This window comes from Thiomonas sp. DCM-2 (genome assembly GCF_056820905.1).
This window is the reverse complement of sequence record NZ_CM165962.1, coordinates 1,074,278-1,099,431: the sequence shown is the minus strand read 5'-3', so window position 1 is coordinate 1,099,431 and position 25,154 is coordinate 1,074,278. Positions and strand designations below refer to the sequence as shown.

Genomic DNA, 25,154 nt, shown 5'->3' with positions numbered 1-25,154 from the left:
TGGGGGTGAGAACCGAGAGCAGCGAGGTTTTCGGGGGGCCTCAGCCCTCGACCGCTTCGAGCACCAGCTGCACCTGGGTGATGCCCTGCCAGGTGTTGCTCTCCAGCCGGTAGGCAATGCGCGCCTCGTCGGGCAGAAATTCGGTGCGGCCCCAAGCGACCAGATCGAACAGCGCGCTGCCCGGCGCACCCTCGGCATCGAGCAGCCGCACCCGGGTCTTGAGGTGACGCTCGCCGATCAGCCGCTGCTGTTTCACCTGCACCCGGGCGCTGAACAGCGGGGCGGCAAAACCCTGTCCCCAGACCTGCGCGCTCAGCAGACCCGCCATCTCCGGCAGCATCCACTGCACCGGCAGCGGGCCATCGACTTCCAGACGGCGCTGCAGCATGGCCGGCTCCAGCCATTCGCCCGCGACCCGGGCGAACGCGGCGCGAAAGCGCTCGAAGCCGTCGGCCACCAGCGAGCAGCCCGCCGCAGCCGCATGCCCACCGAAGCGCAGCATCAGCCCCGGCTCGCGCTTGGACACCAGATCGAGCGCGTCACGCAGGTGAAACCCGGCAATCGACCGGCCCGAGCCGCGCAGCGTGCCGTCTTCGGCCGGCGCGAAGATGAAGGTCGGGCGGTGCGTGCGATCCTTGATGCGCCCGGCGACGATGCCGATCACCCCCTCGTGCCAATGCGGCGCGAACAGGCTGATCGCCGCGTCGCCGCTGTCGGCATCCGGTGGCAGCGCGTCGAGCATGGCCAGGGCTTCGGCCTTGATGCCGTCCTCGATGCCACGGCGCTCGCGGTTCAGGCCGTCGAGCAGCTGGGCCAGTTCCAGCGCGCGGGCAGGGTCGTCGGTACTCAGGCATTCGATGCCCACGGTCATGTCGGAAAGGCGCCCTGCGGCATTGATCCGCGGCCCGAGTGCAAAGCCCAGATCGGCGCTGCCCACCCGCGCGGCCTCGCGCCCGGCGACCTGCAGCAACGCAGCAATGCCCGGCTGCATGCGGCCTTCGCGGATGCGCCTGAGCCCCTGCGCCACCAGCACGCGGTTGTTGGCATCGAGCCGCACCACGTCGGCCACGGTGCCCAGCGCAACCAGGTCGAGCAGCGCATCCAGCCGGGGCTGGTTCGCGGCGTCGAACACGCCGCGACTTCGCAGCTCCGCACGCAGCGCCAGCAGCACGTAGAACATCACCCCGACCCCGGCGATGGATTTGCTCGGAAAGTCGCACCCCGGCTGGTTCGGGTTGACGATCACCTCGGCCTCGGGCAACACCTCGCCCGGCAGGTGGTGATCGGTGACCAGCACGCGCATGCCGTGCGCCCTGGCGTGCGCCACCCCGTCCACGCTGGCGATGCCGTTGTCCACCGTGACGATCCAGTCCGGCTTGCCGCCGGGCTGCTGCTGCGCCAGGTCGACCACGGCGGGCGACAGGCCGTAGCCGGTGGTGAAGCGGTTGGGCACCAGATACGACACCTGCGCCCCCATCGCCCGCAGGCCGCGCAGCCCCACGGCACAGGCGGTGGCGCCGTCGCAGTCGTAGTCGGCGACGATCAGCAGCCGCTCGCCGCGGGCGATCGCATCGGCCAGCGCGACCGCAGCAGCCTCGGCGCCCTTCAGCTGTGCAGGCGGCAGCAGCTGCGCCAGACTCAGTTCCAGTTCCGCCGCGTCCTTCACCCCGCGCGCGGCGAACAACTGCGCCAGCAGCGGGTGCGCGCCCGCCTCCTGCAGCCGGTGCTGGGCGCGTGGATCGGGTTGGCGAAGCAGGAATTGCATGAGGAAGTTGGCCTGGAACAAAGCTGCTATTTGAACCGATCGGCACGCTGGGGCTCGCCCTCCTACACTGCTCGCGCCACCATGCCACGTTCCCGACTCGTCTCCGCCCTGCTGCCCACGGTGCTGCCGTGGATGACCACACCGCCGCTGCGTCCGCTGCTCCACTGGGGGCTGCGCCGCAGCCTGCGCGCGCCGCGTCTGGCGCACACCCGCAATCCGGCGGATTTCGGGCTGGCGTTCGGCAGCGTGCGCATCCCGAGCGCCAACGGCAAACGCCTGCACGCCTGGCTGATTCCGGCACCTGCGTCGGTGCCGCAACCCGCGCCCGCACTGGTCATCGTGCATGGCTGGGGCAGCAATTCCGATCTGATGCTGCCGCTGGCTCCGGCGCTGCATGCCGCAGGGCTGACCCTGTTGTTCATCGACACCCGCTGCCACGGCGCCAGCGACGACGACACCTTCGCCTCGCTGCCGCGCTTTGCCGAGGACACGGTGCATGCAGTGGACTGGCTGGCAGCGCGGCCCGATATCGACCCTGTGCGCATCGCCCTGCTCGGCCATTCGGTCGGCGCGGGCGCGGTGTTGCTGGCCGCAAGCTGGCGTGCGCAGATCGCCGCCGTGGTGAGCCTGGCCGCATTCGCCCACCCCGCCGACATGATGCGGCGCTGGATGGCCGAGCAAAACCTGCCCGACGCCGTGATCGGCCCGCACATTCTGGGCTATGTCCAGCGCACCATCGGCTTCCCTCTCGACGCCATCGCCCCGATCAACACCCTGCCCCAGCTGCGCTGCCCCGTGCTGCTGATGCACGGCGAGCACGACACCGTGGTGCCGGTTGCCGATGCGCACCGGCTGCTGGCCGCTGCGGGTGCTGGCAAGGTGCAACTGCACATTGGCCCGGGCGGGCATGATTCGATGGAGGCGTTTCTGGCGGTGATCGACCGGGTGAGCGACTTTCTCGCCGCACAGGGCATGGCGCGCAACACCGCCTACGCGTCGATTTCCGGTCGCCCCCAGTAATAGCCCTGCCCCCAGTCCACGCCAATGCGTCGCATGGCGTCGGCGGTGGCTTCATCCTCGATGCCTTCGGCAATGGTGAGGATGCCGAGCTCGTGCGCCATGTCGTTGATCGAGCGCACCATCGCCTGCGCGCGTGCGCTGTGGGCGGCTTCGCGCACCAGTTCGGCCTCGATCTTGATGTAGTTCACCGGCAGCTTGAGCACGTAGAGATAGGACGAGTACCCGCTGCCGAAATCGTCCACCGCAAGCTGGAAGCCGAAGTCGATCAGCGGCTGCACCAGCTTGCGCACAGCCTCGGCGTCGCCGATGAGCTGGCGCTCGGTGATCTCGATGACCATGGGCTTGGTCTTGCCGGTCATGTCTGCCGCGCAAGTGCTGCAGAAATGCTGCGCCCGGTCGAGCAGCATCTGCACATCCTCCGGGCGACTGAGAAAGTCGGCAGAGCAATTGATCATGTACTTCATCGGCGTGCCGGTCTGCTCCATGCGCAGGCTGCAGCGCGCCATGACCTGTTTGGACACGCGCGCGTCGATGCGGTGCTCCAGCCGCAGCCGATTGGCCACGTCGATGAACTGCCCGGCGGGAATCACATCGCCGTTTTCCGCAACCAGCCGTGCCAGCGCTTCGAAGCCCGTGATTTTCCCGTCGCTCAAGGACACCAGCGGCTGATAGGCCACGCGGATGCGGTCGTCCTCGATGGCGCGCTTGAGGGTGAAACCCTGCAGGTAGTCCTGCGCCGACTTGCCCTCGAACTGCTTGACTCGGTTGCGTCCGCCGGCCTTGGCGTTGTAGAGCGCGGAGTCGCACTGCCCCAACAGTTCGGCAACGGTCAGATGGCTCTGCGGCTCCCAGGCCGAAACGCCAAAGCTCGCAGACAGGCGCAGCTCTGTGCCGCCAACGGACATGCGGGTATGCGAAATGACGTCGCGCAGCTTTTCCGCCGCAGCGCGCGCGGTTTCCATCGACGAGTCGGGCAGCAGCGCCAGAAACTCCTCGCCCCCCCAGCGCGCCACTTGGTCTTCCTTGCGCACCCGGGTCTGCAGCAGATGCGCCACTTGCTGCAGCACGGCGTCGCCCGCGGCGTGGCCGAAGCCGTCGTTGATCAGCTTGAAGTGATCGAGGTCGAACAGCACCAGGGCATAGCCGATGCCGTGTTCGCGCGCACGGTCGTGGGCACGTTGCAGGTGTTCATTCATGCCGCGCCGGTTGAGCAGTCCGGTGAGGCTGTCCTGATTGGCCAGGCGGTACATGATTTCGGCGCGGTCGCGCAGTTGCGCGCTGTCGCGCTCGGCCTGCTTGCGGACCAGCCGGTAGGCCAGAGTGAGCACCGCCAGCCACAACGCGAGGATGGTCAGTGCAGGCCAGTAGGCCCGCCAGAAGTCGCGCCAGAGCAGCGCGCGCGGCACGGTCATGTTGACCAGCACCTGCTCGTGCGGCAGGCGGACCCAGGCGCCCAGACGAGGAATGTCGTCCGAATCCACCCGCCCGCTGAACACGCCGGACATGGCGCCATCCGGCCCGCGCTGCGCCGCCTGGGCCAGTGCCCCCTGGCGTCTGGTGCTGTAGAAACGCTGCAGATCATTCACCTTGGGCGCGGGCCAGCGCGCGAGCAGATAGCCGTCGGAGCGCATCAACGCGATGGACATGCCGGGCATGGCATATTCCGCCGCTGCCACCGAGCGCCGCCAGCGCTCGAGAAAGTCGTTGAGTTCCACCGGCACGGCAATGAGAAACTGCGGTTGACCCATAGCGTTTTTCACCATCAGGCGCAGGGGAATCACCCAGCGACGCAGCATCGGGCCATGCACCGCATGCCCCACCTCCAGCCGCTTGGTTTGCGCGGCCTGCTGGAAACCCGGCCAGATGTCGGGCATGGCGCGGAAGTTGGGCAACGCCTGCTCGCCGCCCAGCGAGGTGGCAAACATCTGGCCGTCGGGCATCGACAGATTGATCGACAGGGCCTGATCCGGCCCGAGCAGAACCCGATAGCGCTGCAACAGGGGCTGAAGCTGATCGGGTGCGGTGAGCAGTTCCGGACGCATCAGCAGGTCGTTGCCGAGCGCGGACATGACCGACTCATAGCGGTCGAGGTAGGCCGAGGTGGCATCTGCGAGAAACGCCGTTTCCACCCGCAGGGTGCTGCGCAGCATGTCGTCCTGGCGCTCCCAGTTGATCCAGGCCAGCCAGGCACCGAACAACAGAGTGAGCCCGACCAGCCCCCAAAAGCCGCGACGCAGCCGACGCTGCATGGCCGAGCCGCCTTGCGGCGCCAGTGTCTGGACAGGAGAAAACTGCGGGGTGGAACCGGGCATGCAGCGCAAATCAGGGGCCGGGATCCCGCACGATGCTGCGCGGTTTGCCCCGGATTTTTCGAATGGTGCGCAGTGTAAATGCAGCCTCCGGGAAGGCCGTGTCGATGACGTCACGATTGGGTCGCCACCCCCGCGAATGCGCGTTCCCGCGCGCGGCAGTCCGGTCACATCCCCACGTAGTTCGGCCCGCCGCCGCCCTCCGGCGCGACCCAGACGATGTTCTGCGTCGGGTCCTTGATGTCGCAGGTCTTGCAGTGCACGCAGTTCTGCGCGTTGATCTGCATCCGGTCTCCGCCATCCGAGCCCTTGACGAACTCATATACCCCGGCGGGGCAGTAGCGCGACTCGGGCCCGGCATAGGTCTTGAGGTTGATCTGCACCGGCACCGACACGTCCTTGAGGGTGAGGTGCGCCGGCTGGTTTTCCTCGTGGTTGGTGTTGCTCAGATAGACCGAACTCATCCGATCGAAGGTCAGCACGCCATCGGGCTTGGGGTAGTCGATGCGTGGGCAGTCGGCCGCGGGCTTGAGCATGGCGTGATCCGGCACGTGGTGGTGCAGCGTCCAAGGCGGCGACTTGATGCCGATGCGCGGCAGAAACCAGCGCTCCACCCCTGTCATCAGCGTGCCCACCAGACGGCCCTTCTTGAACCACTGCTTGAAATTGCGCGCGGTCTTGAGCTCGTCATGCAGCCATGACCGCTCGAACGCCGCGGGGTAGTCCGCCAGCTCGTCCTGCGCACGGCCGGCGGCCAGCGCATGGGCGATGGCCTGCGCCGCCAGCATGCCGGTCTTGATCGCCGCGTGGCTGCCCTTGATGCGCGAGGCGTTGAGAAACCCGGCCTCGCAGCCCACCAGACAGCCACCGGGAAACACCAGCTTGGGCAACGACAGCAGGCCGCCGGCGGTGATGGTGCGCGCGCCATAGCCCAGGCGCTTGGCGCCATCGAACAGGCCGCGGATCGCGGGGTGGGTCTTGAGCCGCTGGAATTCCTCGAACGGGCTGAGCCACGGGTTGCTGTAGTCCAGCCCGACGACAAAGCCGATCGCCACCTTGCGGTCTTCGAGGTGGTAGAGAAACCCGCCGCCATAGGTGCTCGGGTCGAGCGGCCAGCCTGCGGTGTGCAGCACCAGGCCGGGCTGATGCTTGTCTGCGGCGACTTCCCACAATTCCTTGATGCCGATGGCATAGCTCTGCGGATCGCGCCCGGCGTCGAGCTGGTACTGGGCAATGAGTTCCTTGCCGAGCTGCCCGCGCGAGCCTTCGGCGAACACGGTGTACTTCGCGCGCAGTTCCATGCCCAGCGCGAAATGGTCGGTCGGCTCGCCGTCCTTGCCCAATCCCTGGTTGCCGGTGGCCACGCCGCACACCCGGCCCTGCGCGTCGTACAGCACCTCGGCCGCAGCAAAGCCGGGGAAGATTTCCACGCCCAGTGCCTCGGCCTGCTGCGCCATCCAGCGCACCACATTGCCCAGGCTGATCACATAGTTGCCGTGATTCTTGAAACAGTCGGGCAGGAAGGCGGCGGGCGCGGGCCTGGCGCCTGAGTCGTTGAGGAACAGAAACTGGTCGGCGGTGACGGGCTGGTTCAGCGGCGCGCCCATCGTCTTCCAGTCCGGAAGCAGTTCGGTCAGCGCGCCGGGGTCCATGATGGCCCCGGACAGGATGTGGGCCCCCGGCTCCGAGCCTTTTTCCAGCACGCAGACCGAAATGTCGCGCCCCTCTTTCTGCGCCAGTTGCTTGAGGTGGATGGCCGTGCCCAGGCCGCCTGGCCCGGCGCCGACGATCACCACGTCGTAATCCATGGCCTCACGCGGGCCGAATTGTTCCAAGAGTTGATGCGGGGTCATCGCGGTCTCCACGGTCTGGCTGTTGCTGGCACCATTTTAAGCACGGCCGCCGCAAAAAAGAACGATCGTTCGTTTTTGAGCCGACTGGTCTTCAGGCAGCGTAATAGAGCACCGCGAAAAAGTGACAGACCGTGCCCGCAAGCACGAACAGATGCCAGACAAAATGGGCATAGCGCCAACGCGAATCGAAGACAAAAAACACCACGCCAAGGGTGTAGGCCACCCCACCGGCCACCAGCCAGAACAGCCCCATCGGCGCCATGCGCTCGGCCAGCGGCACGATGGCGATCAACACCACCCAGCCCATGCCCAGATACAGCGCCGTGGACACATGCGGAAACCGCACCCCGGCCAGCGCCTTGAGCAGCAGCCCGGCCGCCGCCAGCCCCCAGACCACGCCGAACAGCGTCCATCCCCAGCCGCCCCGCAGCACCCCGAGGGTGAACGGCGTGTAGGTTCCGGCAATCAGCAGATAGATGGCCGCGTGGTCGATGCGCTGGAACAGCGCCTTGAGACGGGGCTGCGGCAGGGCGTGGTAGAGCGTGGAAGCCAGATAGAGCAGCACGGCGCTGACCCCGAAAATCGTTGCCCCCACGACGCTGGCCACGGGCTGATGCGCCGCCGCGTGCGCGATGAGCACCGGAAGCGCCGCAATGGCCAGCAGCAGGCCCAAGCCGTGGCTCAGAGCGTTGGCAATCTCTTCACCCAGACTTTGCGGCCGCTCCGCGGCGATTGCATGTGCGTTTTGTGCCATGCAGCAAATGGTAAGCCCGCGCACCCGTCTGCGCACCCGCTCGGCAACGAATCCATGCCTGTGCAAAGAATCGGGTGGCGCACTATTCTTGCGCTGGCGCAATGGATGCAGCCGTGCGCCCTCTTGCACCCCCTCAAAGATCCCTATCGTGAGTTCAACCCCGACCAATGCCGCGCTCGCCGCGCCGGGCAACGCGCCTGCCGAGCAGACCAAGTTTCGCATTCTCGGCGCGATCAGTTTTTCGCACTTTCTCAACGACATGATCCAGTCGTTGATGCTGGCGATCTACCCCTTGTTCAAGACGGACTTCCACCTGAATTTCGCGCAAATCGGCCTGATCACCCTGACCTATCAGTTCACCGCCTCGCTGCTGCAGCCACTGGTCGGCGCCTTCACCGACAAGCATCCCAAACCCTATTCGCTGGCCGTGGGCATGGGCTTCACCCTCAGCGGGCTGCTCATGCTGTCGATTGCGCCGAGCTTTCCCATTCTGCTGATGGCTGCGGCGATGGTGGGCACCGGCTCATCCATCTTCCACCCGGAATCCTCGCGGGTGGCGCGCATGGCTTCGGGTGGTCGGCATGGGCTGGCACAGTCCATCTTCCAGGTGGGCGGCAACGCCGGCACGGCGACCGGGCCGCTGCTGGCAGCGTGGATCGTGCTGCCGCACGGCCAGAAGAGCATTGCCTGGTTCTCGCTGGCCGCCCTGCTCGCCATCATCGTGCTCACCGGCGTGGGGCGGTGGTACAGCCATCAGCACCGGCTGCCGAAAAAAGCCTCCGTGAGCAAGCAGTCCCCGGTGCCGCCCCACCTGGTGCGCCGTACCCTGGCCGTGCTGCTGGCGCTGATCTTCTCCAAGTTCTTCTACCTGGCCAGCATCAACAGTTATCTCATCTTCTATCTGATGCACAAGTTCCACGTCAGTACCGAGGTGGGTCAGTATCACCTGTTCGTGTTCCTGGCCGCAGTGGCGGCGGGCACGCTGCTCGGCGGGCCCATCGGTGACCGCATCGGCCGCAAGGCGGTGATCTGGGTATCCATCCTCGGGGTGGCGCCATTCACCCTGATGCTGCCCTACGCCAGTCTGGAGGTGTCGGCCGTGCTCAGCGCCATCATCGGCTTCATGCTGGCCTCGGCGTTTCCGTCGATGGTGGTGTATGCGCAGGAGCTCATCCCCGGCAAGGTGGGCACGGTGGCGGGGTTGTTCTTCGGTCTGGCCTTCGGTCTGGGCGGCATTGGGGCTGCCGTTCTGGGGCAACTGGCCGATATGTGGGGCATCGACGCGGTGTACAGGTTGTGCTCCTTCCTGCCGCTCATCGGCCTGCTGGCCGTGTTTCTGCCCAATCTGCACCAGCCCAGGGCCACGCCGCCAAAACCTTCTGCGGCCTGACCCCGCGCGGCGGTGCAGCGCACCCGCCGCCCTGGAGGGGTTTCTTTTGCGCGAAAGGATGAAGCGAGGCTGAAGATCCGCCCCACAGCGGCGAACCCGGTGCACAGGGTGCGATCTATTGCAGGGTGCATTTCTGTGCATCCTGAAAGGAACCCATCATGTCCATCACGCATCAAGCCCTGCGCCGGGGCGCTCTGGTCGGCGCGTTGGCCACCTGCCTGCTCAGCCCGTCGCTGAGCCAGGCCGCGCAAGTTCATCATGTCGGGACGCTGTCCTATGCCTGCGGCGGCGTGGGAGAAGGCGATCTCAAGGCGCTGCAGGCGCAGGCGCCGCACTTCAACTTGGGCTTCTGGATGGTGGAAGGCCCGCGCGGCGCCTATCTCGCGGACGTGCCCATCCGCATCCGTCATCAGGGCAAGACCGTGGCGGAATTCACCGCAGACGGTCCGCTGTGCTATGTGCAGGCGCCAGCCGGCAGTTACACCATTGAGGGCACGCACCGGCAGCAGCAGCGCAGCGTCACGGTGCAGACCGGAAACAAGAACGCCTACCTGCGCTGGTAGGCGTTGCCTGTGCCGAAGGGGCTGAAGGCGAAGACCGAGGGCGGCCTTACAGCGGTCGGCTGATGACCACGGCGCCGCGCAGCTGCCCTGGCGCGTAGCCGGTGGCCTGGTCGTGCGGATAGTCGGTCTTGAGCTTGTCGGCCACGCCCGGTGCGAGTTGTTCCGATGTGCCGTGGCAGGCCAGGCACTGTGTCTGCAGCACGATGGCCTTGGCGTAATGCAGGGTGGGCTTGCCGTTTTCGGTGACCACCTCGCTCCATTCCAGGGTTTCGGGCTTGGCGCCCGACTTCAGATCGGCGTTGAGGTGGCCCAGCGCCTTGTGCTGCCAGACATTGGGCGTGCCCATGTCGACATTGCGCACGCGGGTGCCGACACGCGTGATCTTCCAGCCGGTCTTGTCGGCCAGGCCCAGGGCAATTTCCGGCGCGATGGTCTTGCACACGGAAATCGAGCCCGCCGGGCCGTTCGCCTTCATGCTTTCCTGCAGCTTGCCGCTCAGGGTCTTGAGCAGTTCGCCGCTCACGGCGCGTGTGGCCTGCATCTGCTCCGGGGAGGCGGCCGATTGCGCCAGGGCGGAAACCGGCAGGGCTGCAAGCGCCAGCGCGGCCATCAGGGGGGACAAATGACGCATGGGAATCTCTCCAGAAAATCGCGTCCTGACGTGTTGCCGGACACCGAGGCGACGATTATGTAACAACTTGTATTTCCAGTCTGCTCCAAATCGTGATCCAAACTCGCGCTTTGATTGAAATCAAGCCACCGAGGCACATCGTGCCGTGGCGACAACATGCCGCACGACTGGAGTCTCACCGAGCGATCAGACCGCTGGCTTTGGATCGAGAAAGCCCCCAGCGCGGTAGGTCAGCACCAGGGTATCGCGCCAGCCGCCGCTGGCCTCGCCCTCGGGCAGCACCGGCGTGCTTTCGTGAATCACGCGGGTATCGTCCATCAGCAGCACGCTGCACGGCTCGGACAGGGTGAAACGCACGCCCCGCTGGCCTGCCAGCTCGAACACTCGGGTCTCGCCGCCGCGGATGCCGTGCCGCGCGATCAGCACCACTGCGACAAAATCCACGCCGTCGCGGTGCGCGCCTTCGGGCGTGGGGCGACCGACGCCCTCGCGGGTGTCGATGCGGAACTGATGTGCCTCGATGAACCACTGCGGCACGCTGCGCACCTGCGCGAACAGCCGTCCCAGCCCGAGCAGCAGCGGCTGCCAGAACGCCGCCTGCTGCAGTTCGCCTGACAGTGGCGCAAACCAGCGCAACATGCCGCCGTGCAGAGCGTTATAGGCGGTGGGCTGCCAATGGGCGCGGTGGGGAACGGCCTGCAGCGCCGCCCGGCCCGCTGCCGGTTGCAGGCTCTGCACGAAGCTGCCATGGCGGCGGAAACGATAGTGACCGCCGTCTTTCAGGTAGTCGTCGGGTGGCAGGTCGTCCCACAGCGCGAACGCCGCAGAACAATCGGCCAGAGCGAATCCGCACAGCGCGGCCAGCTCGGGAGCGCCGAGCACGCAAAATCCCTGCAGCTGCAGTCGCTCCAGCGCACTGCTGCCCGCAGGCAACGGAGCGCCGAAACTCAGGGTATCGGTGGACATGTCCATCACTTGCCCCAGCTGTCCTTCAGGGTGGTGGTGCGGTTGAACACGGGCTGGTCGGTGCAATGATCGAGGCGGTCGGCGACGAAATAGCCATGTCGCTCGAACTGGAACGAGGCGCCCGCCGACGCGGCGGCAAGCGCGGGTTCCACATAGGCGTGCACTGTTTGCTTGCTGTGCGGGTTGAGCGCGGCAAGGAAGTCGCGCCCGCCGGCGTCGGGATGCGCCTCGGTGAACAGGCGGTCGAACAGCCGCACCTGTGCGGCCACGCCGCGGCTGGCGCTCACCCAGGTGATCACGCCCTTGACCTTGACCGCATCGGCCCCGGGCGTGCCGCTCTTGGTGTCGGGCAGCAGCTCGGCGAGCACCTTGATCACCCGCCCCGTGGCATCTTTTTCGCAGCCGGTGCAGCGCACGACATAGCCGTACTTCAGCCGCGCCATGCCGCCCGGGGTGAGGCGGTGATAGCCCTTGGGCGGCGCTTCCATGAAGTCCTCGCGCTCGATCCAGACCTGCGCGGTCAGGTCGAAGCTGCGCCGCCCCATCTCCGGGTGCGCGGGATGCAACGGCGCGCTGCACGGCTCGGCATGGTCGGCTGCGCCGAACACCTCGGCCCAGTTGGTGAGCTCGAGCCGCAGCGGATCGAGCACGGCCATCGCACGCGGCGCGCGGGCGTCGAGATCGTCGCGCAGCGCCTGTTCGAGCACGCCGTAGTCGATCCACGACTCGGCCTTGCTCACGCCGATGCGCTCGGCAAACAGCCGCAGGCTCTCGGGCGTGTAGCCGCGGCGGCGCAGCCCGACCAGCGTGGGCATGCGCGGATCGTCCCAGCCGTCCACGTGGCGCTCGGCGACGAGCTGTGCCAGCTTGCGCTTGCTGGTCACCACATAGGTCAGGTTCAGGCGGGCGAATTCGTACTGATGTGGCCGCGGGCTTGCGACCAGGCCCAGACGCACGAGGTGGTCGAGCAGCCAGTCGTAGAAGGGCCGCTGATCCTCGAACTCCAGCGTGCAGATGCTGTGGGTGATGCACTCCATCGCGTCCTCGATTGGGTGCGCGAAGGTGTACATCGGGTAGATGCACCAGGTGCTGCCGGTGCGGTGATGCTCGGCAAAACGGATGCGATAGATCGCCGGGTCGCGCAGGTTGATGTTGGGCGCGGCCATGTCGATCTTTGCCCGCAGCACCATGCTGCCCTCCGGATGCAGCCCGGCGCGCATTTCCTCGAAGCGGCGCAGATTGTCCTGAGGTGCGCGGTTGCGCCAGGGGCTGTCCACGCCGGGCTCGGTCAGCGTGCCGCGGTTGCGGCGCATGTCCTCGGCGCTCTGCTCGTCCACATAGGCCAGACCGTCCTCGATCAGCGCGCAGGCGCAGCGGTACATGAAGTCGAAATCGTCGCTGGCATAGAACAGGTGCGAGACACCGCCGACGTTCCAGTCGAAGCCGAGCCAGCGCACCGCATCCAGAATGGCATCGACATATTCCTGGTCTTCCTTCTCGGGGTTGGTGTCATCGAAGCGCAGATGGCAGATGCCACCAAAGTCCTGCGCCAGACCGAAGTTCAGACAGATGCTCTTGGCATGGCCGATGTGCAGATAGCCGTTGGGCTCCGGAGGAAATCGGGTGCGGATGCGTGCCGGGTCGGTCTGCCCAGCGGCATGTCCGGCGGCATCCGCCGGATGGCCGGCAAAGCGCCGGTTCGCATAAGTGCCTTGTGCCAGATCGCGCTCGATGATCTGACGCAGGAAGTTGGAGGGTTTGTCAGCAGGTTCCATAGCCCTGCTATTTGAACAGGTCTGCAAAGGGCAAGACGACGCTGAGTGGCAGTGCAGGCACCGCCGACTCGTCTGCATGGAACGCGGCGGGATATGCGCCAGATGAAAAAATTCGCATCGGCTGTCGGCAAGCTGACATTCCTGCCGTTATCCCAGCACCAACGACAGGATGTTCAGGAGGTTTCCATCATGTTCCGTCACATTGTTCTGGCCCTTGCAGGAAGCGCCGCGCTGATTGCCGCTCCGGCGGCGCATGCGGACCGGGTGTACTGGTCGGTTGGCATCGGGGTTCCGGGGGTCGTGACCAATTTCTCGAATGCCTACCCGGTGTATCAGGCACCGCCCGTGGTCTATGCCCCGCCGCCCGTGCCGCCGGTCTACTTCGCTCCGCCCCCACCGCCTCCGCCACCTCGCCCTGTGTACTACGGCTATGGTCAGGTCTACACCCCGGTGGCTGTGGCACCGCCCTACTACTACGGGCCTCCGGGGCGCCGCTGGGACCGCGACCATTGGCGGCATGACCACGGCTGGGGCCACCGCGACCGGCGCGATTGGGACGATCGCTGAGACAACCCCGCAGCAGCGGCTCAGCGCCGCTTGCTGCCACCCAGCAGACCGCCCAGCACGCCGCGAATGATTTCGCGGCCCACCGTGCTGCCGATGGTGCGGGCGGCCGACTTGGCCAGTGTTTCGAGCAGAGAGTCCTTGCGGCCCGAGCCCCGCGCCAGTCCGCCAAGTCCCTGGCCGAGCGAATCGAGCAGCCCGCCGCCTGAACCTGCCGGAGTGTCAGCCCCTGGTGCGGGCGCAGCAGACTCCGGCGTGGCCTCTACCCGGCCCTTGAGCAATTCGTAGGCCGATTCGCGATCCACCGTCTTTTCATACACCCCGGCGACCAGCGAGCCCTGCATCAGTGCCTTGCGTTCCTCCGGCGTGATCGGTCCGATGCGGCTGCCGGGCGCCAGCATCCACACCCGCTCGGTCGGCGTCGGTCGGCCCTTGTCGTCGAGCAGCGACACCAGCGCCTCGCCCACGGCCAGTTCGGTGATTGCCTGTGCCACGTCCAGCCCAGGGTTCGGGCGCATGGTGTCGGCAGCGGTTTTCACCGCCTTCTGGTCGCGCGGGGTGAAGGCGCGCAGCGCGTGCTGGATGCGGTTGCCCAGTTGCCCGAGCACGGTGTCCGGGATGTCCAGCGGGTTTTGCGTGACAAAAAACACGCCCACGCCCTTGGAGCGGATGAGGCGCACGACCTGCTCGATCTTTTCCAGCAGCGGCTTGGGCGCGTCGTTGAACAGCAGATGCGCCTCGTCGAAAAAGAACACCAGCTTCGGCTTTTCCGGGTCACCGATCTCGGGCAGGCGCTCGAACAGCTCGGACAGCAGCCACAGCAAAAAAGTCGCGTACAGGCGCGGTGCCTGGTAGAGCCTGTCGGCGGCGAGGATGTTGACCATGCCGCGGCCGCTGCCGTCGGTCTGCATCAGGTCGTCGATATTGAGCATGGGCTCGCCGAAGAACCTGTCGGCGCCCTGGCTTTCAAGTTGCAGCAGCCCGCGCTGGATCGCGCCGATGCTGGCGACGCTGATGTTGCCGTATTCGGTGGTGAAGCTCGCGGCGTTGTCGCCCACTTCCTGCAGCATGGCGCGCAGGTCTTTCATGTCGAGCAGCAGCAGGCCGTTGTCGTCGGCAATCTTGAACACCAGGTTGAGCACCCCGGTCTGCGTCTCGTTGAGCTGCAGCAGGCGCGCGAGCAGCAGCGGGCCCATGTCGGAGATGGTGGCGCGCACCGGGTGGCCCTGCTCGCCGAACACATCCCACAGCGTGACAGGGCAGCCGCCGAACACCGGCTCGGGCAGACCGAGGCTCTTGAGTCGTTCGGCCAGCTTGGGACTCAGGCTGCCCGGCTGCGACAGGCCGGTCAGGTCGCCCTTCACGTCGGCCATGAACACCGGGGTGCCGATGCGCGAAAACGCCTCGGCAAGCACCTGCAGACTCACTGTCTTGCCGGTGCCGGTGGCGCCGGTGATGAGACCGTGACGGTTGGACAGGCGCGGCAGCAAATGGCACTGCACCTGGCCATGCTGGGCGATGAGAATGGGGTCGGACATGGCGGCAGCCTTGGTGTGAGGAGGGTCGGGCGCATGGCGCGAAAGTAGAATGGGCAGTCTATCCAAATGCCCGGCCGCGACGCGGCGGTCAGGGCGCCACCCAGGAGCATCGCACCACCATGGCCGGACATTCCAAATGGGCCAACATCCAGCACCGCAAAGGCCGTCAGGACGAAAAACGCGGCAAGGTCTGGACCAAGATCATCCGTGAAATCTCCGCTGCTGCCCGGTTGGGCGGTGGCGATCCCGGCGCCAATCCGCGCCTGCGCCTGGCCGTTGACAAGGCCAAGGCAGCCAACATGCCGGCCGACACGGTGAAGAAAAACATCGACAAGGCCACCGGCGCGCTCGAAGGCGTGCACTATGAGGAAATCCGCTACGAGGGCTATGGCGTGGGCGGGGCGGCACTCATCATCGACTGTCTCACCGACAACCGCGTGCGCACCGTAGCCGAAGTGCGCCACGCGCTGTCCAAGCATGGCGGCAATCTGGGCACCGAAGGCTCGGTGGCGTTCCAGTTCCGGCATTGCGGGCAACTGGTGTTCGCCCCCGGCACGTCCGAGGACAAGGTGATGGAAGTCGCACTCGAGGCCGGCGCGGACGACGTGATCACCGACGACGACGGCGCCATCGAGGTGCTCACTCCACCGTCGCAGTTCGAGGCTGTGCGGGCCGCGCTCGACGCCGCTGGCCTGCAGGCGGAACTGGCCGCCATCACCATGCGCGCCGACAACACGGTGGAACTTGCCGGGGACGACGCCGAAAAAATGCAGAAACTCATCGACGCGCTGGAAGACCTCGACGATGTGCAAGAGGTCCATCACAACGCCGTGTTCGGCTGAACCGGCGCACACACCATGAAACTCCTCGTCATCGGCTCTGGCGGACGCGAGCACGCCATCGCCTGGAAGCTGGCGCAGTCGCCCCGGGTGCAGTCGGTCTATGTTGCGCCGGGCAACGGCGGCACCGCGCTCGACACCCGGCTGGAGAACCTGCAGGTGGCCAATGCGGAAGAGCTGGCTGCGTTCTGCGTGCGCGAAAAGATCGCCTATACCGTGGTTGGTCCCGAGGCACCGCTGGCGGCGGGCATCGTCGACGGGTTTCGCGCCCGCGGGCTGAAGATCTTCGGCCCCACCCGCGCCGCCGCACAACTGGAAAGCTCCAAGGCCTTCTCCAAGAACTTCATGGCGCGGCATCACATTCCCACCGCGGCCTACGCCACGTTCGAGGATGCGGCGCAGGCGCATGCCTATGTCGATCAGCACGGCGCGCCCATCGTGGTCAAGGCCGATGGGCTGGCCGCGGGCAAGGGCGTGGTCGTGGCGCAGACTGCGGACGAAGCCCATGCCGCGATCGACGACATGCTGCAGGCCAACCGCTACGGGGTGCAGCACAACGCGGGCCGCGCACGCGTGGTCATCGAAGAGTTCCTGCAGGGCGAGGAAGCCAGCTTCATCGTCATGGTGGACGGCCAGCACGTCCTCGCGCTGGCCTCCAGCCAGGATCACAAGCGTCTGCTCGACGGCGACAACGGCCCCAATACCGGCGGCATGGGCGCCTATTCCCCGGCGCCCGTGGTCACGCCGGAGGTCCATGCGCGGGTGATGCGCGAGATCATCCAGCCCACGGTCAAGGGCATGGCGGCCGATGGCATTCCCTTCACAGGATTTCTCTACGCCGGGCTGATGATCGACGCCCAGGGACGCGCCAGGACGCTTGAATTCAACTGCCGCATGGGTGACCCCGAAACCCAGCCCATCATGGCCCGGCTCAAGAGCGATCTTTCCGTGGTGTTCGAAAAGGCGATTGCCGGCCAGCTTGACCAGGTGGAACTGGAGTGGGACCGCCGCACGGCCCTCGGCGTGGTGCTCGCCGCCCACGGTTACCCCGAGAGCCCGCGCAAGGGGGATGTCATCACCGGCATTCCGCCCGAAGCGCCCGACTGCATCACCTTTCACGCAGGCACCACGCTCGATGAACAAGGCGTGCTGCGCACCTCCGGCGGTCGGGTCCTGGCGGTCACCGCGCTGGGCGACTCGCCGCGCATCGCACAGCAGCGCGCCTACGAGGCGATCAGCACGATTCAGTTCGACGGCATGCAGTACCGCCGCGACATTGGGTGGCGGGCGATCAAGCGCTGAACCGCGTTGCAGCCGGCGCGGCGACCACCGCAACCTGCGCCCGTTCCAGCAGTTCCGGCAGCGCGGCCGGGTCGAACAGTTCGGTGCCTGGCTGCGCCGCGGTGCCGCTGCCGCAGGCCAGGGCGAGGCGCAGCGCATTGGCCGGTGCCTCTCCACGCGAAAAACCACTGAGCAGGCCGGCGACCATCGAATCACCAGCGCCCACGGTGGAGACCACAGGCACGACAGGGGCCTCGCCCACGTAGACCTCGGTGGCACTCACCAGCACGGCCCCCTCGCCGCCCAGGGACACGCAGACCCAGCGCACCCCGCGCGCGCAGACAGACTGCGCTGCCGCGATGACGGCCTGCCTGTCGGGCAAGGTTTGCTGCAGCAGTTGTTCGAGTTCGACGCGGTTGGGCTTGATCAGAAAGGGCCGCGAGGCAACCGCCTGCGCCAGCATGTCCCCCTGCGCATCGATCACGGTGCGCGCACCCTGGACCTGCAGCCTGCGGATCAGCTGCGCGTAGAAGTCGGTCGGCACGCCGGGCATGCGCGAGCCGGTGAGCACGGCAAACCCGTCGCCGGTCAGCCGCAGCACGGTGTCGGTGATGTGCTGCAGCGTGCTGGCGTCGAGCGTTGGACCGATGCCGCTGACCTCGAACTGCGCCCGCGGCTGTTGCTGCTGCAGGGTGACGTTGATGCGTGTCTCGCCAGCAATGCGCACGGCGTGAAGCTGCTCGATCTCCCCGGTCACCAGCCGTGTGAACAGATCGCCGATCTCCCCGCCCAGCACCGTGCAGGCCACCGCGGGCATCTGCAGGCGCTTGAGCGCGCGTGCCACATTGATGCCGTTGCCACCCGGATCGAGCCGGTTGGCGTTGGCGTGGACTTTCTGATCCTCGATCAGCTGGGTGATGTCGTAGCTGACGTCCACGCAGGGGTTGAGGGTGAGTGTGACCAGTGCGGGTGTTTCCATGCTTCAACCATACCCGCCGCCACCCGGCGTTTCGATGACAAACACATCGCCCGCCCGCAGTTCCACGCTGGCTGATGCGGGCAGGGTTTCGCACGTGCCGTCGGCGCGCTCCACGCGGTTGATGCCCACCGCGCCGGAGGCACCGCCATGCAGCCCGAACGCGCCCACGCGCCGTCCGTTGGACAGGATGGCCGCGGTCATCGGCGCGAGAAAGCGGATGCGGCGCACACCGCCGTCACCACCGCGCCAGCGCCCCGCCCCGCCCGATCCGGTGCGGATTGCAAAGCTGTCCAACCGCACCGGATAGCGCCATTCCAGCACCTCGGGGTCGGTCAGGCGCGAGTTGGTCATGTGGTTCTGCACCACCGAAGTCCCGTCGAAGCCGCCGATTTGCTGGCCCTGGGCATCGAACACGCCGCCCGCGCCCGATCCACCGGCGATGGTTTCGTAGTACTGATGCTGCGCGTTGCCGAAGGTGAAATTGTTCATGGTGCACTGGCTGGCGGCCTGCACCCCCAGCGCGCCGAACAGCGCATTGGTCACGCACATGCTGACCTCCACATTGCCGGCCACCACGGCAGCGGGCGGGCGCGGCGCCAGCATCGAGCCCTCGGGAATGATGAGCTGCAGCGGCTTCAGACACCCGGCGTTGAGCGGAATGTCGTCATCCACCAGACAGCGGAACACATACAGCACCGCAGCGACGGTCACGGCCCTGGGCGCATTGAGGTTGTCCGGCTGCTGCGGCGAGGTGCCGGTGAAGTCGATGACGGCGCTGCGCGCAGCAGGGTCTACACGGATGGCCACGCAGATGCGTGCGCCGGTGTCGAGTTCGAGGCTGAAGCGCCCATCGTGCAGCGCGCCGATCACCCGGCGTACCGCGGCTTCGGCGTTGTCCTGCACATGGCGCATGTAGGCCTGGACAACGCCGAGGCCATGATCCATCACCAGGCGTTGCAGTTCCTGAACGCCAATCTGGTTGGCTGCGATCTGCGCCTTCAGGTCGGCCAGGTTCTGCTGCGGATTGCGGGCGGGCCAGGGGCCGCCTTGCAGCAGCGCGCGCAGTTCGGCCTCACGCAGCCGACCGGCGTCGACCAGCTTGAAGTTGTCGATCACCACGCCTTCCTCGTCGATGCGGCGCGAGAACGGCGACATGGAACCCGGCGTGATGCCGCCGATATCGGCATGGTGACCGCGCGAACCGACATAGAACAGCACCTGCGCGCCCGCGCGGTCGAACACTGGGGTCACCACGGTGATGTCGGGCAGGTGCGTGCCGCCGTGGTAGGGGTCGTTGAGCAGGAACACGTCGCCGGGCCGCATCGCAGCGCGGTTTTGGCGGATCACGGTCTGGATGCTTTCTCCCATCGACCCCAGATGCACCGGCACATGTGGCGCGTTGGCGATCAACTGCCCCTCGCTGTCGAACAGCGCGCAGGAAAAATCCAGCCGCTCCTTGATGTTGACCGACACCGCGGTGTTCTGCAGCTGCACCCCCATCTGTTCGGCAATGTGCATGAACAGGTTGTTGAACAGCTCCAGCCGCACCGGATCGACCGTGGTGGTGTCGTCGCGCGCGCGGGCCTGCGCGGCCAGCCGCTGCAGTTCCACATGCCCGGCTGCGGTGATGCCTGCGCGCCAGCCGGGCGCAATGAACAGAGTGGTATGGGTCTCGGTGAGAATGGCCGGGCCGTCGATCTGCTGGCCAGGCAGGCAGTCGGCCCGTTGCACCAGCGCCGCCTCTTGCCAGCTCCCGTCGATGAAGACAGGCAGCACGGCACATCGCGGCATCTCTCCCGTGATGGGCGTGTGCTGTGGCTCCTGCAGGACCGGCTCGCCACCGCCCGCGGCCTCCACCAGCAGGGCATCCACCACCAGGCCACGCTCGGGCATGTGGTGCGCGTAACGCTGCAGATAGGTCTGCTCGAACGCGGCGCGCATGGACGGTGCATCGGCAAGCGCCACGGGAAGTGCTGCATCGCTGCCCTCATACCGCAGCAGCACCTTGACCTGCAGGCGAATGGCGTCTGCGGGCACCTCCTGCGCCCGCAGTTCCTGCGTGACATGCGCAGCCAGCGCATCGCGCAAGGCCAGCAGGCGGGGCAGCAGCGCATCGTCCAGCGGCGCTTCCACACTGCGCTGCTGCATCGCGGTCTGCTCGGCCAGCCCCATGCCATAGGCCGACAGCACTCCGGCGTAGCGGTGGATGAACACGCGCTCCATGCCCAGCGCCTCGGCCACGGCGCAGGCATGTTGCGCCCCGGCACCGCCGAAACATTGCAGGGTGTAGCGCGTCACGTCATGCCCGCGCGCCAGAGAAATGCGCTTGATCGCACCCGCCATGGCCTGCACCGCAATCGCCAGATAGCCTTCGGCCACCCCTTCCGGGGTTTGCGGCAGCCCGGTATCAATGGCGATGCGCGCAGCCAGTTGCGCAAACCGGGCGCGCACCGTCTCCAGATCGAGCGGCTGATCGGCCTGCGGGCCGAACACTGCGGGAAAGTGCTCGGGCCGGATGCGCCCGAGCAGCACATTTGCATCGGTGATGGTCAGCGGCCCGCCGCGGCGGTAGCACGCCGGGCCGGGATTGGCGCCGGCCGAATCGGGGCCGACGCGCAGCCGCGCGCCGTCGAAATGCAGGATCGAGCTGCCGCCGGCGGCGACGGTGTGGATGTGCAACATGGGCGCGCGCAGCCGCACCCCGGCCACCTCGGTGTCGAACACGCGCTCGAAGCGGCCGTCGAAATGCGACACATCGGTCGAGGTGCCGCCCATGTCGAAGCCGATGACCCGGGAATGGCCCGCGGCCTGCGCGGTGCGCGCCATGCCGACGATGCCGCCTGCCGGACCGGAGAGCACCGCGTCCTTGCCGCGAAATCCGCCCGCCTCGGTCAGCCCGCCGCTGGACTGCATGAACAGCAGCGGCACTCCCGGCATTTCGGCGGCCACCTGCTCGACATAGCGCCGCAGGATGGGCGAGAGGTAGGCATCGACCACCGTGGTGTCGCCGCGCGAGACGAACTTGATCAGCCGGCTGGTCTGGTGCGAGGTGCTGATCTGCGTGTAGCCGATCGCACGCGCGATCTCCGCCGCCTGCGCCTCGTGCGCAGGATTGCGCCAGCCGTGCAGGAACACGATCGCCGCCGCGCGCAGCCCGGCGTCGAACGCCTGTTGCAGCGCGGCGCGCAGCGCAGCACAGTCCAGCGGCTGCAGCACCGTGCCGTCGGCGGCGACGCGCTCCTGCGCCTCGATCACCCGGCTGTAGAGCAGCTCGGGCAGCACGATGCGCCGGTCGAACAGCCGCGGGCGGTTTTGGTACGCGATGCGCAGCGCATCGCGAAACCCACGCGTGGTGACCAGCACCAGCGGCTCGCCTTTGCGCTCGAGCAGCGCATTGGTCGCCACCGTCGTGCCCATGCGCACGCACTCCACCTGCTGCGGGGTGATTCTTGCACCGGGCGGCAGCCCGAGCAGCTGCCGGATGCCGGCAACCGCGGCGTCGCGGTATTGCTCGGGGTTTTCCGACAGCAGCTTGTGCGTGAGCAGCGCGCCATCGGGGCGACGCGCGACGATGTCGGTGAACGTGCCGCCGCGGTCGATCCAGAATTGCCAGCGACCCGTTGCAGACATGGCTCGACCCGCTGCGCGGCTCAGCTGTTCTGCACGCTGATGGTCGGGAACTTGGCGGTGTAGTCGCGGCCCTGCTGCGCCACCTTCACGGCAACCGCGCGGGCGATGGCCTTGTAGCTCTGCGCGACCGCGCTGTCGGGATCGGCCACGACGGTCGGACGCCCGCCGTCGGCCTGTTCGCGGATGCGGATGTCCAGCGGCAGACCGCCGAGGTAGCCCACCCCGTATTCGGCGCTCATGCGCTGCCCGCCGCCCTCGCCGAAAATGTGCTCGACTTGACCGCAGTGCGAGCACACGTGCATCGCCATGTTCTCGACGATGCCGAGTATCGGCACGCCGACCTTCTCGAACATTTTCAACCCCTTGCGCGCATCGAGCAGCGCGATGTCCTGCGGCGTGGTGACGATGACCGCGCCGGTCAGCGGCACGCGCTGGCTCAGCGTCAACTGGATGTCTCCGGTGCCCGGCGGCATGTCGACGATGAGATAGTCCAGATCCTGCCACGCGGTCTGGCGCAGCAGTTGTTCGAGCGCCTGCGTGGCCATCGGGCCGCGCCAGATCATGGGGTTGTCGGCCTCGATCAGAAAGCCGATCGACATGATCTGCACGCCGTAATTTTCCAGCGGCTCCATGGTCTGGCCGTCGCGGCTTTGCGGCTGACCCGAGACGCCCATCATCATCGGCTGCGACGGGCCGTAGATATCAGCATCAAGCAGGCCGACGCGTGCGCCTTCGGCCGCCAGCGCCAGCGCCAGATTGGCCGCGGTGGTGCTCTTGCCCACCCCGCCCTTACCAGACGCCACGGCGATGATGTTCTTCACTTCGGGCAGCGGCTTCAGGCCGCGCTGCACCGCATGGGACACCACATGGCTGCGCACCGCCACCGACACGTTCTGCACCCCGGGCACGGCGCGCAGCGCGGCAATCACCTGCCTTTGGAGCTCGGCGTGCAGGCTGCGCGCGGGATAGCCGAGTTCGACCTCCAGCGAGACGTCGCCGCCGTCCACGCGCAGATTTTTGATGGCCTTTTCCGCCACCAGCGAGCGGCCGGTCTGCGGGTCCAGCAGGGTTTGAAGGGCGGCGTGAACCGCGGAATCGAGAACTTGGGGCATGTTCAGACAGGCACTGAGAGATCGAGGAATTTGCAGTGTAGGGCCACCCTGACCGGTGTGAAGTCCCCCAGCAAGCAGCCAGATTGATGCACCGCGACAATACGCGGCTGCAAAAGAATTTCACCATGTCTGCCAACACCTCGGTTTCTGCCCTTCCATCCGCCGCGCATCCGCCCATGTCGCGCCATTTCATCGGTTTCATGGCCCTGGCGTGCGGAATCTCGGTTGCCAACATCTATTACGCCCAACCGCTGCTCGAGCAGTTTGCGCAGCATTTCCACACCACGGTGGCTGGCGTGGCCGCGGTGCCGTCGGCCACGCAGATCGGCTATGCCGCCGGGCTGCTGCTGCTGGGGCCGCTGGGCGACCGCCATGCGCGCCATCAGGTCATTCTGATCATGGCCGCGCTGCTCGTCCCCGCGCTGCTGGGCGCTGCGCTGGCGCCCAGTGTGCTGTTGCTGGCGGCGGCGTCGTTCGCCATCGGCATGCTTTCCAGCATTGCGCAGCAGATCATTCCGATGGTCGCGCACCTGGCGCCGCCGCAGTCGCGCGGCAAGGCCATCGGTCTGGTGATGAGCGGCCTGCTGGTGGGCATTCTGGGCGGGCGGGTGCTCGCCGGTGGCATTGCCGCACTGCTGAACTGGCAAGCGGTCTATGTGTTTGCCACGCTGGTGAACATCGGCATGTGGATCATGCTGTGGCGCGTGCTGCCGCGGCTGCCGGTGGACGAAGGCGCTGCGGGCCAGCGCTACGCCACACTGCTGCGCTCCACGCTGCAACAGTTCACATTGCACCGCGATCTGCGTCTTGCCGGGATCACCGGCGGGCTGTTCTTTGCCAGCTTCAGCGTGTTCTGGGTGGGGCTGACGCCCTTGCTGCAAAGTCCGGCCTATGGGTTCGGCCCGGCGGTGGTGGGTGCCTTCGGCATTCTGGGCATCATGGGCGCGCTGGTCGCGCCGCTCTCTGGCCGACATTCCGACAGGCCGGGTGGGCCGCGCCGGGTGCTGTTTGCAGCGCTGACGTTGACCCTGCTGTCCTGGGCGGTGTTCGCGCCGGGGGCGCACGGGTTGTGGTGGCTGATCGCCGGGGTACTGCTGCTCGATGCCGGGGTGCAGGGCAGCCAGATCGCCAACCAGACGCGCATCTATGCGCTGGACGCAGCGGCGCGCAGCCGCATCAACGCGGTGTACATGACGCTGTATTTCATCGGCGGCTCGCTCGGCTCGTTCGTCGCCAGTCATGCCTGGACTGCGGGCGGCTGGGCCGCCGTGACCGCAGCAGGCGCGGGCTTCGCGCTGGCGGCACTGCTGCTGCATGCCGCCAGCGGGCCGCGTCAGGCTGCTTGACGTCCCAGATCGTCGAGCACCGCCAGCGTCGGCTCGGCCTGGTTCAGGGTGTAGAAATGCAGCCCTGGCGCACCGTCGGCGATGAGTTCCTCGCACAGGCTGGCGACCACCTCGCGGCCAAACGCGCGGATGGATTCGCGGTCGTCGCCATAGCTCTGCAGCCGCAGCCGGATCCAGCGCGGAATCTCGGCGCCGCACACCTCGGAAAAACGCAGCAACTGGCTGGAATTGGTGATGGGCATGATGCCCGGCACCACCGGCACATCCAGACCCAGCGCACGCACGTCGTCAACAAAGCGGCGATAGGCCGCCGCGGTATAGAAATATTGCGTGATCGCCGAGTCGGCCCCGGCGCGCACCTTGTCGGCAAAGTGCTGCAGATCGTCCTGCGGGCTTCTGGCCTGCGGATGCATCTCGGGGTAGGCCGCCACTTCGATGTGAATCGCGCCGCCCATCTCGTCACGGATGAACGCCACCAGATCGCGGGCATGGTGAAACTCGCCGCCGATGCCGTAGCCCGACGGCAGATCGCCACGCAGCGCGACGATGCGCTTGACCCCCGCGGCGCGGAACGCCTGCAGATGCCCGCGCACCGACGCACGGCTGGCGCCGATGCACGACAGGTGCGGCGCGGCATCCATGCCCTCGGCGAGGATCTCGCGGACCGTCTGCAGCGTGCCCTCCTGCGTGGATCCCCCCGCGCCGAAGGTGACGGAGCAGAACTCGGGCCGACGCGCGTACAGACGCTGCCGCACCGCCCGCAGCTTGTCCGCGCCCTCGGGCGTCTTGGGCGGGAAGAACTCGAAGCTCAGACTGACCGGTTGTGACGAGGCCATGCA

The 25,154-nt window shown here is 67.0% G+C and carries 19 protein-coding genes; 7 read left to right on the top strand and 12 right to left on the bottom strand.

All coding sequences use genetic code 11. The annotated features are described in order from the left end of the window. Positions 1 to 40: 40 nt before the first annotated feature. Entirely contained in the window at positions 41 to 1,765 is a 1,725-nt protein-coding gene (gene recJ / locus AC1ZQA_RS05310) for a single-stranded-DNA-specific exonuclease RecJ (RefSeq protein ID WP_482678777.1), read from the bottom strand. A gap of 81 nt (positions 1,766 to 1,846) precedes the next feature. Between recJ and AC1ZQA_RS05305 the strand changes: the two genes are divergently transcribed. After that, complete coding sequence (locus tag AC1ZQA_RS05305; protein ID WP_482678776.1) at positions 1,847 to 2,785, top strand: alpha/beta hydrolase; 939 nt, start codon at positions 1,847 to 1,849, stop codon at positions 2,783 to 2,785. On the opposite strand, the gene AC1ZQA_RS05300 is transcribed toward AC1ZQA_RS05305, so the two are convergent. From AC1ZQA_RS05300 to trhA, 3 genes are all read right to left on the bottom strand, one after another. Further along, positions 2,755 to 5,097 carry a bifunctional diguanylate cyclase/phosphodiesterase gene (locus AC1ZQA_RS05300; protein ID WP_482678775.1) on the bottom strand — a complete coding sequence of 781 codons (2,343 nt, stop codon included), beginning with the start codon at positions 5,095 to 5,097 and terminating at the stop codon, positions 2,755 to 2,757. The two genes, AC1ZQA_RS05305 and AC1ZQA_RS05300, sit on opposite strands and share 31 nt — an antisense overlap. A 164-nt stretch (positions 5,098 to 5,261) precedes the next feature. Next, entirely contained in the window at positions 5,262 to 6,947 is a 1,686-nt protein-coding gene (locus AC1ZQA_RS05295) for an electron transfer flavoprotein-ubiquinone oxidoreductase (RefSeq protein ID WP_482678774.1), read from the bottom strand. 91 nt (positions 6,948 to 7,038) lie between these two features. Then, complete coding sequence (gene trhA / locus AC1ZQA_RS05290; RefSeq protein WP_482678773.1) at positions 7,039 to 7,701, bottom strand: PAQR family membrane homeostasis protein TrhA; 663 nt, start codon at positions 7,699 to 7,701, stop codon at positions 7,039 to 7,041. Positions 7,702 to 7,849: 148 nt separating this feature from the next. Between trhA and AC1ZQA_RS05285 the strand changes: the two genes are divergently transcribed. Together AC1ZQA_RS05285 and AC1ZQA_RS05280 are read left to right on the top strand one after the other, a co-directional pair. Further along, positions 7,850 to 9,091, top strand: a complete 1,242-nt coding sequence (locus tag AC1ZQA_RS05285; RefSeq protein WP_482678772.1) for an MFS transporter — start codon at positions 7,850 to 7,852, stop codon at positions 9,089 to 9,091. A 158-nt stretch (positions 9,092 to 9,249) separates the two neighbouring features. Beyond that, positions 9,250 to 9,654, top strand: a complete 405-nt coding sequence (locus AC1ZQA_RS05280; RefSeq protein WP_482678771.1) for a hypothetical protein — start codon at positions 9,250 to 9,252, stop codon at positions 9,652 to 9,654. Between the two features lie 46 nt (positions 9,655 to 9,700). Here AC1ZQA_RS05280 and AC1ZQA_RS05275 read toward each other — a convergent pair whose 3' ends face one another. From AC1ZQA_RS05275 to AC1ZQA_RS05265, 3 genes are all read right to left on the bottom strand, one after another. Next, the gene (locus AC1ZQA_RS05275) at positions 9,701 to 10,285 is read right to left on the bottom strand and encodes a Tll0287-like domain-containing protein (protein WP_482678770.1); all 585 of its coding nucleotides are present in this window, start codon (positions 10,283 to 10,285) and stop codon (positions 9,701 to 9,703) included. Between the two features lie 186 nt (positions 10,286 to 10,471). Continuing rightward, positions 10,472 to 11,257: a 2OG-Fe dioxygenase family protein gene (locus AC1ZQA_RS05270; protein ID WP_482678769.1), complete on the bottom strand. Its 786-nt coding sequence runs from the start codon at positions 11,255 to 11,257 to the stop codon at positions 10,472 to 10,474. Continuing rightward, positions 11,257 to 13,026, bottom strand: a complete 1,770-nt coding sequence (locus AC1ZQA_RS05265) for a glutamine--tRNA ligase/YqeY domain fusion protein (protein WP_482678768.1) — start codon at positions 13,024 to 13,026, stop codon at positions 11,257 to 11,259. The genes AC1ZQA_RS05270 and AC1ZQA_RS05265 overlap by 1 nt, the downstream gene beginning before the upstream one ends. Before the next feature lie 189 nt (positions 13,027 to 13,215). Here AC1ZQA_RS05265 and AC1ZQA_RS05260 point away from each other — a divergent pair, with 189 nt between their 5' ends. Next, entirely contained in the window at positions 13,216 to 13,593 is a 378-nt protein-coding gene (locus tag AC1ZQA_RS05260; RefSeq protein WP_482678767.1) for a glutelin, read from the top strand. Positions 13,594 to 13,613: 20 nt separating this feature from the next. On the opposite strand, the gene AC1ZQA_RS05255 is transcribed toward AC1ZQA_RS05260, so the two are convergent. After that, the gene (locus AC1ZQA_RS05255) at positions 13,614 to 15,128 is read right to left on the bottom strand and encodes a helicase HerA-like C-terminal domain-containing protein (RefSeq protein ID WP_482678766.1); all 1,515 of its coding nucleotides are present in this window, start codon (positions 15,126 to 15,128) and stop codon (positions 13,614 to 13,616) included. A gap of 119 nt (positions 15,129 to 15,247) precedes the next feature. On the opposite strand from AC1ZQA_RS05255, the gene AC1ZQA_RS05250 reads away from it, so the two are divergent. Both AC1ZQA_RS05250 and purD read left to right on the top strand, forming a co-directional pair. Continuing rightward, complete coding sequence (locus AC1ZQA_RS05250) at positions 15,248 to 15,970, top strand: YebC/PmpR family DNA-binding transcriptional regulator (protein ID WP_482678765.1); 723 nt, start codon at positions 15,248 to 15,250, stop codon at positions 15,968 to 15,970. A 15-nt stretch (positions 15,971 to 15,985) separates the two neighbouring features. Further along, positions 15,986 to 17,269: a phosphoribosylamine--glycine ligase gene (gene purD / locus AC1ZQA_RS05245; protein ID WP_482678764.1), complete on the top strand. Its 1,284-nt coding sequence runs from the start codon at positions 15,986 to 15,988 to the stop codon at positions 17,267 to 17,269. On the opposite strand, the gene AC1ZQA_RS05240 is transcribed toward purD, so the two are convergent. The 3 genes from AC1ZQA_RS05240 to apbC are packed head-to-tail and all read right to left on the bottom strand — an operon-like array spanning position 17,259 to position 22,969. Continuing rightward, on the bottom strand, positions 17,259 to 18,227 hold the full coding sequence (locus AC1ZQA_RS05240; protein WP_482678763.1) for a 1-phosphofructokinase family hexose kinase: 969 nt from the start codon (positions 18,225 to 18,227) through the stop codon (positions 17,259 to 17,261). The two genes, purD and AC1ZQA_RS05240, sit on opposite strands and share 11 nt — an antisense overlap. Positions 18,228 to 18,230: 3 nt before the next feature. Then, complete coding sequence (locus AC1ZQA_RS05235; RefSeq protein ID WP_482678762.1) at positions 18,231 to 21,857, bottom strand: hydantoinase B/oxoprolinase family protein; 3,627 nt, start codon at positions 21,855 to 21,857, stop codon at positions 18,231 to 18,233. A 20-nt stretch (positions 21,858 to 21,877) separates the two neighbouring features. After that, positions 21,878 to 22,969, bottom strand: coding sequence for an iron-sulfur cluster carrier protein ApbC (apbC, locus tag AC1ZQA_RS05230; protein WP_482678761.1), 1,092 nt, complete (start codon positions 22,967 to 22,969; stop codon positions 21,878 to 21,880). A 125-nt stretch (positions 22,970 to 23,094) separates the two neighbouring features. Between apbC and AC1ZQA_RS05225 the strand changes: the two genes are divergently transcribed. Continuing rightward, positions 23,095 to 24,315, top strand: coding sequence for an MFS transporter (locus tag AC1ZQA_RS05225; protein ID WP_482678760.1), 1,221 nt, complete (start codon positions 23,095 to 23,097; stop codon positions 24,313 to 24,315). On the opposite strand, the gene metF is transcribed toward AC1ZQA_RS05225, so the two are convergent. Further along, complete coding sequence (gene metF / locus AC1ZQA_RS05220; protein WP_482678759.1) at positions 24,303 to 25,151, bottom strand: methylenetetrahydrofolate reductase [NAD(P)H]; 849 nt, start codon at positions 25,149 to 25,151, stop codon at positions 24,303 to 24,305. The two genes, AC1ZQA_RS05225 and metF, sit on opposite strands and share 13 nt — an antisense overlap. Positions 25,152 to 25,154: the final 3 nt, after the last annotated feature.